13 protein-coding genes are annotated in these 9,125 nt (G+C 35.2%); all 13 read right to left on the reverse strand.

All coding sequences use genetic code 11. The features are described from left to right. Positions 1-226: 226 nt before the first annotated feature. A complete protein-coding gene (locus H4J66_RS07280) occupies positions 227-724 on the reverse strand; it encodes a hypothetical protein (protein ID WP_182172497.1) in 498 nt (165 codons plus the stop codon). A gap of 108 nt (positions 725-832) precedes the next feature. After that, the gene (locus H4J66_RS07285) at positions 833-1,372 is read right to left on the reverse strand and encodes a hypothetical protein (protein WP_182172500.1); all 540 of its coding nucleotides are present in this window, start codon (positions 1,370-1,372) and stop codon (positions 833-835) included. A gap of 111 nt (positions 1,373-1,483) precedes the next feature. Then, the gene (locus H4J66_RS07290) at positions 1,484-1,909 is read right to left on the reverse strand and encodes a hypothetical protein (protein WP_182172503.1); all 426 of its coding nucleotides are present in this window, start codon (positions 1,907-1,909) and stop codon (positions 1,484-1,486) included. 192 nt (positions 1,910-2,101) lie between these two features. Then, a complete protein-coding gene (locus H4J66_RS07295) occupies positions 2,102-2,608 on the reverse strand; it encodes a hypothetical protein (RefSeq protein WP_182172506.1) in 507 nt (168 codons plus the stop codon). A 125-nt stretch (positions 2,609-2,733) separates the two neighbouring features. Further along, a complete protein-coding gene (locus H4J66_RS07300) occupies positions 2,734-3,084 on the reverse strand; it encodes a hypothetical protein (RefSeq protein WP_182172508.1) in 351 nt (116 codons plus the stop codon). Positions 3,085-3,192: 108 nt separating this feature from the next. After that, complete coding sequence (locus H4J66_RS20270; protein WP_259367817.1) at positions 3,193-3,807, reverse strand: DUF5677 domain-containing protein; 615 nt, start codon at positions 3,805-3,807, stop codon at positions 3,193-3,195. Between the two features lie 1,219 nt (positions 3,808-5,026). After that, entirely contained in the window at positions 5,027-5,311 is a 285-nt protein-coding gene (locus tag H4J66_RS07310; protein WP_182172511.1) for a hypothetical protein, read from the reverse strand. A 121-nt stretch (positions 5,312-5,432) separates the two neighbouring features. Next, the gene (locus H4J66_RS07315; RefSeq protein WP_182172514.1) at positions 5,433-5,978 is read right to left on the reverse strand and encodes a hypothetical protein; all 546 of its coding nucleotides are present in this window, start codon (positions 5,976-5,978) and stop codon (positions 5,433-5,435) included. Next, positions 5,972-6,226: a hypothetical protein gene (locus H4J66_RS07320; protein ID WP_182172517.1), complete on the reverse strand. Its 255-nt coding sequence runs from the start codon at positions 6,224-6,226 to the stop codon at positions 5,972-5,974. Before H4J66_RS07320 ends, H4J66_RS07315 begins: the two co-directional genes overlap by 7 nt. 198 nt (positions 6,227-6,424) lie before the next feature. Continuing rightward, positions 6,425-6,808 (reverse strand): hypothetical protein, encoded by a 384-nt coding sequence (locus H4J66_RS07325; protein WP_182172520.1) that lies wholly within the window; start codon positions 6,806-6,808, stop codon positions 6,425-6,427. A gap of 957 nt (positions 6,809-7,765) precedes the next feature. Beyond that, complete coding sequence (locus H4J66_RS07330; protein ID WP_182172523.1) at positions 7,766-8,116, reverse strand: hypothetical protein; 351 nt, start codon at positions 8,114-8,116, stop codon at positions 7,766-7,768. A gap of 115 nt (positions 8,117-8,231) precedes the next feature. Then, positions 8,232-8,600, reverse strand: coding sequence for a hypothetical protein (locus H4J66_RS07335; RefSeq protein WP_182172526.1), 369 nt, complete (start codon positions 8,598-8,600; stop codon positions 8,232-8,234). A gap of 127 nt (positions 8,601-8,727) precedes the next feature. Beyond that, positions 8,728-8,982 carry a hypothetical protein gene (locus tag H4J66_RS07340; RefSeq protein WP_182172529.1) on the reverse strand — a complete coding sequence of 85 codons (255 nt, stop codon included), beginning with the start codon at positions 8,980-8,982 and terminating at the stop codon, positions 8,728-8,730. Between the last annotated feature and the right edge of the window lie 143 nt (positions 8,983-9,125).

Genomic DNA, 9,125 nt, shown 5'->3' on the forward strand with positions numbered 1-9,125 from the left:
CTATACCATAAGAAGTTAAATCAATTAACTTGCCAAAGGAAACAAGTATTAAGACGCTACCAAGAATAATGGCTACAACTAAATCAATCCAATAACTAATATCCATATTAAACATCGATCCTTAATTATATATAACGCCTAATTAACAGGCAAAAAATAGTTGGCTAAAATAAGTGAACGGAGTGAACAAAAAGCCAACTGTTTTTTGTCCTTGTTTAATTTCTTGTTATGTTTCAAGTTGAATATAAATACTAATACCTGAAATTATTATTAATGCTGCACGTACAATAGTTAATTTACCATGCTGCTTATATAAGCCAAACATGAATTCCCAAATAGGAAGAAAGGCAATACCGACTAAAAAATATGGGAAAGCTCCCCACTCTGACTTTGCAAAGTCGCTGATGGACAATCCGATAAGAATAACGCCAAGGAAACCAAATATTATTTTAAGCGTAATTAATACGAAAGCAGCTTGCTGATCCCATGACATTTTTTTTGATAAAATAAAGCCGCCGATAACTATAATGAGAACATTTGATAATATTCCAGTCAAATCAAAATCAGGTGACAATAATTCAGATAATCTCGCTATAGAAAGTAATGTTATAAAAATGAATAACGGTGGAATTGATTTTGATAGTTTTCCAAGAAAATAATGTTGAGATACATGCTTATTTGTCCAAGGTAAATTTGAGACTTGCATAATTAATTGAGACTCCATTGAAACATAACGCCACGTTAAGCGGCAAATAATAGCTGGCTAAAATGTGTGAGGCACGAACAACAGCCAGCTGTTATTTGTCCGTTTGAACGCCTTGTTAGGAGTATTTTACTCCGTAGCTGCAACAGCCAAAGGCATTTCCAAACTTTGTGGCTGATAAAAGTAGGTATTGAATAACACTATTAGAGCCGAACAAGTCATAAAGTAGCCATTAATTGAATCATTATCTATCTTTATTATTTCGGTTGAATGAGCAATCATCTTATTCGCTGCTGTAAGCGTATTAACAATATTCTGTTCTGCGAGGTCAGTATCCCCATTACAGTGAGAAAGTACCTGTTCAACGGTAACTTTATTTAAGCCAAAGCTCTCTATATTTATGTCTGTTCCTCTAGCGGAACATTGAATCAGTCGTCCTTTAGGTGCCTTTAAGCCTAAAAATTCAAACAAAACCCTAGAGTGAATTATACCCATTTCAATAGAAGGGTTAGTTAAGACAGTTGAACTACCTTTAACTTTCAACTTCCCATTTATCTTACATTCTAGTTCGCCACCACTAGGATTTGATTGCACTATGGATAAAGCCATTTCGAACGCGCCAATTGCATACAAGCGATAAGGTAATACAACTTTTTGATAATGACGCAAGGACTTCTTCCATGATACACCTAACGCCTCACTAAGAGGCTAAAAATTGTTGGCTAAAATAGTGAGCGCAGCGAACCTAGCCAACTTTTTTTAGTCCTTTTGAGTGACTTGTTAGCTATTTGGCAGCAAAACAAACCAGTTAAAAAATCCATTTATTTCTTTTACAGGATACTTATCACCTAAAGAGTAATGCTTAAAATCTTTGCTACCCACAGCAAGCTCTATGGTTGTTCCATGCCTGTTAATACTAATGTACCAAGCTTCGGGTGCTTTCCCTGCTTTCTCTTGGTACTTTTTATCACTAATTTCGTAAGAGGCGATAGTTTCGTTTTTTGCGTAGTTTATATTTAATACACAAGAGATAGAAATAGAAAAACTGATAGCACCCACATAAAATAAAAATTTTGCCGCCCAAACTTCATTATCAGGCACACTAGAAAGTAGAAAAGAACCTTTACGAGCTATAACTGCAGAAACACACAGCCCAAATAATGTTGCTACCAGAAGCAACAAATATATATCTTGCGTATTATCCAAATCTCGCCATTTGAATAATATGGAGATCAATCCGAAAAAAAATGTGCAGAAAATTACAAAACTTTTTATAGACTTCATATTTAAATAGCTAACGCCCTGTTAACAGGCAATAAAATAGTTGGCTAAAATAAGCGACGAAGGAGCAAAAGCCAACTGTTTTTTGTCCTTGTTTAACAGCTTGTTACCTAACTTTTATCCGCGAGTGATAGAGAAAATAACTGAATTGATTTTCCAGCCTTTTTCAGTGTTAACAAGTAACCAGCTCTCTTTACCCCAATTTTTTCTTACCTCTCCGTCGTAAAACTCATAATCAAAGTATATTGTTGCGACTTCACCATCGTGTAGGATTTTTATATTTTCGAATACTTCTCTGGGCTCTTTAACACGAGCAATAATTCCATCGATGAATTTTTCAGGATCACTTTGAAAATTTTTCATTGGCATTCTAGCGCGCTCACCTTTGGCTATCGCAGCGTCAGCTCTGCTTTTAGCTGTTTTAAAATCATTTTCAGCCGAAACACCAACCCAAGAAACCGTACCTTCATAGAATAAATCTAGAAATTTAGATTTATCTTTGGTTTTAATTGCACTATCAAAATCTTTTACTATTTTATGTAAGGGTTCATTATCTTGCGTAGTGTTTGCAAAAGATAATTGCGAAAACAATAAAATAGATACCACTAAAATAATTTTGTTCATAACGACTCCATGTTTGATTAATAGTTAGCTAACGCCTTACTAAGCGGCGCGAAATTGTTGGCTAAAATGTACGAGGAACGAGTGCTAGCCAACTGTTTAGCGTCCGTTTGAGTAACTTGTTAGGGTTACTTTTCGTCGAAGCCTTTGAATACTACTTCAACAAAAGAACCAATACCGTTGAAACCAATAAACCAATGCTTAAACTGCTCATTGTCATTGATTTCACCGCATTTTATTAAACTTGCTACAAGGTCAGAGTTTTTAACTTCATAAACGAGATTATCACTTAAAGTTGAAACAATACTTTCATCACTGCTCACAAATTTAAAATGAGGGACATCAAAAAATTTAAGAGTGACATTTTCGTTACTCCAATTCTTATATTGAATATTTAAATCGAAGGCGTTCCATTCAATCTTTGGATGCTCTTCACAATCAGCCGTAGATGATTTTAGATTGATAGATGCGACTTCCATATCTCGGTAACCCTAACGCCCACTTAAGGGGCAAAATAGAGTTGGCTAAAATAGGTGAACGGAGTGAACAAAACAGCCAACTTTATTTTGTCCCTCTTGAAGTTCTTGTTATGCGTATTTACCACTACCAGCACATTTTTGAATATGCTCGAGTAGATTAATTTGATTGTTAAATTTACCTAGAAGTTTGAGTCCTGAAATTAAAGCTGTTGCTGTCAATGCAACAGCTTGGTTTTCAAGTGTTTTTACCTCTTTAAGATCAGGTAGATGCCCAATTGAAATACTTTCACCAACAGCATGGTAGTTAATTAGCATTTCCAGATTTCCATGTGAGCTACGACACAAATGAGCATAAAACCCATTATAAACACCAAGCTCACCAGCAAGTTCAAATTTCTTTTTAATAGACAATAGCTTCCTAAGATCTACTTGTTCGCCTTTAACTTTTTTCTTGCGAAAATCAAACGATTTATTCATTTCATCGATATAGTCAATATCATTAATCACACACATGAGATCTACATATGATTCCAAAGCACTCCGGAGAAGAATTGGAGCAGAAGCAATCCGATTTTCTTTTAGTAATAAAAGAGAATCTTGGCATAGCTCAGAAACCCTAGTCATTAACAATGCGACATATTGTTCTTGCTTATTTTTGTAATGAATTTTTGAAAATGCATCAAGCCTAATTGCATTGATCTCATCCCAAACTCGACTATTCAAATGAACCTCTGCTTATACGCATAACGCCACATTAAGCGGCAAAAAATTGTTGGCTAAAATGTTGAACGGAGTGAAAACAGCCAACTGTTTTTTGTCCGTTTGAATGCCTTGTTATGCGATTTTTACATTACCACAAACAGCACAATTTATATAAATATTAACGACATAAAATCCACAATTAAAAACCACAGCATTGCGACACACTAAACCGTGAATTTTGAGCCACTAATGAAAAGTGAATTTATCACTCACCTACTTTGGCGAAAAAGTATTTAACCAAAAACTTAAATAGATTTAATTACGCGTAAATAACTAGGATAAAGAAAAGGCAACTACCACAATTACATTTAATTGAATTCGCAATGCCGCATAACGCCCCATTAAGAGGCTTTTAATTGTTGGTTATAATGTGAAGCGAAGCGGAACCTAACCAACTGTTAAAAGTCCTGCTTGAATGGCTTGTTATATTGCGATTACCACTCAACTAAAATAACACCGTTAAAAAGCAAGCGACAATAATTGCCAAATAAATAAACTGCCTACCAATACTAGAGTTTTTCTCCATTTGCTCTGAGTGCAGAATGTGGATATCCCGAATTATTTGCCCTTTATTTTTGCCTACGCAATGAGGGCAAACAGAATAAGATGTTTTATATCTCAAACCGCACTTATTGCACTTGGTAGTCGGCTCCCTACTATAATCTGTAATCATAATCTTTTAGCAATATAACGCCCTATTAAGGGGCAAATTGCAGTTGGCTAAAATGTGTAGCGGAGCGGAACTAGCCAACTGTTATTTGTCCCACTTGAATAGCTTGTTATGTTTACTTTAAACCGACGTTATATTTGTAATTAGCACATAAAAACACGCTACAACCACCGTAACAATAAACGATAATAAAACCAATAACCTAATTAAGTTAAATTCACCTCTAGTTTTAATAACTACATATAAAGAATACAACATTGTTACCAAAACTAAGACTGCAATAAAGGTATAAGCTTGGTTAGGAGATATAGCACCAAAGAGCATTACACCAATAATTATCGAGAATAATAAAGTAAAAATAGCGTTCAAGGATACATTAAACTTTTGCAAATATTGCGCCCCTATCGAGGTAAACATAACGCCTAATTAACAGGCAAAAAATTGTTGGCTAAAATAAGTGAACGGAGTGAACAAAAAGCCAACTGTTTTTTGTCCTTGTTTAATTTCTTGTTATGTTTTTACATCACTAATTAGATTTTGAAAGCGTTCTCCAAATTGCTCACCGTACATTTCGTCTACACGTTTAATTTTACTAATAGCATTATTCAAATCAAAATCTTCAGGTCGGTCTTCAATAATAGCTAACGCTTCATTGTGTAAAGCGTAAGCTAAATGTGCAGATACTGATTCACATTGTGTTTCAGGATCTCTATTGCCAAGGTAGCCACTTAGTAGAAGCCTTAATTCGTAGACTGCTTGAGCCATAATTTTTAATTGAGCATCTTTACTGTCCATAGCAATAAACCTCTAGGAAAACATAACGCCTTACTAAGCGGCGCGAAATTGTTGGCTAAAATTGCGAGGAACGAGCGCTAGCCAACTGTTTAGCGTCCGTTTGAGTAACTTGTTAGTTGTACTATTTGCGATACTCATATTTTACTTTTAAATCAGCGCTTTTCCTACCATTTGGATTAATATAGCGAGCTTTATAAAGATCAGAAATACTAATAATTAATTCTGTGTCGCTAACCCAGCGTACTTCAAGTCCTGTTTCTTCAGGACGGCCATCAAAGGTAAATAGATTTTCTGCGCTTAATTTTGGGTTATCGCTTTTTATATCAACACCACCAAAGAAGTCTGTTGTGGCTCCGCCACAATCGCCAATAGATATTTCAGCTACTTGTTTTCCATCGGGAGAAGCTACAGATTTTACTACTTCATGATAGCAAGTAGATTCACAACCTTTGAGGATAAGTGAAAAAGCAGCCCAAAGGACTAATAATATCCAAAAGGAATATCCACCAAAATTAAATAGGGCTTTCTTAATTGCAGAACGCATCAACTCTCCATGTACAACTAACGCCTCAATAAGAGGAAATTTATAGTTGGCTAAAATGTTGAACGCAGTGAAAACAGCCAACTGTAAATTTTCCTGCTTGATTGCCTTGTTAGGTTTTAACAACCACCATCAGAACTCCCACAATCCGAACTGGAAGAAAAACTGCTAGTTACACTAGCACCAATTACAGCAGAAGAAGACTTACTAGATTGAGTTTCAATTGATGAACGCTTTCCCTTTAAAGTACCAAGAAAGCACAAAAAGCTAAACGCTATAATTCCTGCTGGATAAGACCATACTTGAGAAGTTAATCCAGCATAAATTGCAAAAGCCACTAATAACAATAATAGGTACCTAAAGACTTTTTTCATTTTGAATATTCCTTAAATTTAATAACAATCAAACTAATAGTCTCTAATAAATCATTTTTATTACAAAAGAGTAAAAATTTAATATATGCCGAAATTGAATGAAAACCTAACGCCCTATTAAGGGGAAAATGATAGTTGGCTAAAATGTGTAGCGGAGCGGAACTAGCCAACTGTTATTTGTCCCACTTGAATAGCTTGTTATATGCCTTTTTTATGCAATTCAATAACTTCAAGGGCTGCTTTAGATTTTGATAATAAATAACCAGATATTAAAATACTAGGTAAACATAAGAAAAGTACTGCACCAGCTAATGCATTATTTCCTTCTGGCGAAATAGCAACGACTATAAATGAGCCACTTACAAGAAACATAGAAATATAAAAGCGTATTAAGAACCCTTTAACATTTCTTATAATAGAATAGCTTCTGCGAAAAAAGTAAACTGCAATTATTGCCGCAAATGAAAAAATAATGAAGTGATCAAACTTTCTATCTGACAGTGCAACGAATACAAGACCTGGATACATTATTAATATTGAAAGAAACCAGCCTATTTTATTCTCAATCCTTTTATTATTCACCAAGCCTCCTAGGCATATAACGCCCCATTAAGAGGCAAAAAATAGTTTGCTAAAATGTTTGAGGAACGAAAACAGCAAACTGTTTTTTGTCCTTTTGAATGGCTTGTTATATTTGCCTTATATTGCAATCACTTAACTAACCAAACACACAAACGGTTATTGGGTGGAATGAGTAAAATTAAAACCCGATCCCCACGACACACCAAACTTTGAATTTTAAGCCACTCGCGAAACTGAATTAAGCGAGTGCTTTGAAACTTATTATTACCGCATAAATCATTAAGCGATAAATGCCAAACTCCTTGGCGAAAAACTGTTTAACCAAAAGCTACAACAAATTTAATGGCACATAATTTACCACAACAAAGAACCGAAACAAGCGCCCTGCTTTGTTATTAAATACAAAAGCGGACAATTAAATGAATCGAATTCGTGGGGAAATATAACGCCCCATTAAGAGGCAAATGATAGTTGGCTAAAATAAGCGACGAAGGAGCAAATAGCCAACTGTTATTTGTCCTGCTTGAATGGCTTGTTATATGCCAATTTAAAGCTATGCGATATTTTGCTTATTACATAATAAAGCACAAAAAATACGACTTGGGATATAAAGCAAAGTAATGGATAAATCATAAACATTCCGATTATGACTGAACCATTTTCACCTTCTGGAATATCCGACATATATTCATAAAAAATTAAATAAGCCCAAAATAAGGAAAACCCTATTTGGCTCCAAATAACGAGCTTACTTTTTGTAACAGCCTTTGCGTGATAAGGCATCATGCCAAAACAGAATAGGCAATAGAATATGTAAACAACAACTTCCATCTATCTGGAAAACTCCTTTGGCATATAACGCCCCACTAAGAGGCAAATAATAGTTGGTTATAATTGAGAGCGAAGCGAACAAAACCAACTGTTATTTGTCCTGCTTGAGTGGCTTGTTAGGTGTATCTACCACCGAGAAACGTCCAAACCACTTGTAACCTGAATACCAAGCCGCTCTAAATTGGCGACAACACTCGAATACACTTGCTTAGATAAACTCACCTGAAATTCGCCAAATAAGTTTAAACCTGCGAGCTCGTACAATATATCTATCGCCTTGTACTCAATACTAATTTCGTCTTCATCTTCGCTAATAGAGGAGCGATAATCAGCCTCCCATAAAGCCAAGTTATTTATAGCTAAATATTTCGGCATTTCTATCATAAGTTTCAGCATTGACTGTTGGCTATTAGTACAACCATCAAGCTGTATTTCTATTTCAGTGGCTAGTTTTGAAACAACCAAACAGAGTGACATCCGTATACACCTAACGCCCCATTAAGAGGCTTTTGATAGTTGGCTATAATGTGAAGCGAAGCGGAACCTAGCCAACTGTTAAAAGTCCTGCTTGAATGGCTTGTTAGAGAGCGATTTACACTACAATCTCAGACTGTAACTCATTTGTTAATTTTAATGGAGCCATGAATGTTTGGATATACCTTACGCGTTCACTTTTACTCAAATTTACCCAACTTGGATCAGATGAAATTTTATTAAGTAACATCTGAAATTCTCTCCTATCCTTAGAAGCCATACGCCAACTTAACCAGCCTTCTTTACTGAAACCTGGAGCTGGTGCTTCGACGTTGATTAAAGTATCAAAAACTTTATTAGCCAAACTTTGTACGTGAGGACTTAGCTGAATTTCAGGTTTAAAAGGATTATCGTGAAATTTTGCTTCCATTAATACATTATGAAGAGCTAATAATTCCCAATAATCCGACAATTCTAAATTTATCACCGATATTCCTTTAGCTCTCTAACGCCCCACTAAGAGGCAAATAATAGTTGGTTATAATAGAGAGCGAAGCGAACAAAACCAACTGTTATTTGTCCTGCTTGAGTGGCTTGTTATATGCCGATTACACCTATTTAAAACAGCGTTTGATCATATAGCCACAAACACCAGCAAGACCAAAAAACAATATTGAAAAAGCTAACACACCCAATACAGGTAGAAACTTACCAGTTTTATTACTTATGACAATTTCATAAATACCGTAAAACATTCCAAAACCAGCTAAAGAAAAAAATAGAAAGCCAATTAGCATTGAGAAGAAAACAAATGGTTTTTGCAGGTTCTTATACTGCAATCCTAATAAAATAGCTTCGATTAATCCCACACCGCTTCCCTAGGCATATAACGCCTCACTAAGAGGCTAAAAATTGTTGGCTAAAATAGTGAGCGCAGCGAACCTAGCCAACTGTTTTTAGTCCTTTTGAGTGACTTGTTATATGCCTATTTAGAGTTAAACAACATGATAAT

Origin of the sequence: Colwellia sp. MB3u-55 (genome assembly GCF_014076785.1) — a bacterium.
Taxonomy (GTDB): Bacteria; Pseudomonadota; Gammaproteobacteria; order Enterobacterales; family Alteromonadaceae; genus Colwellia_A.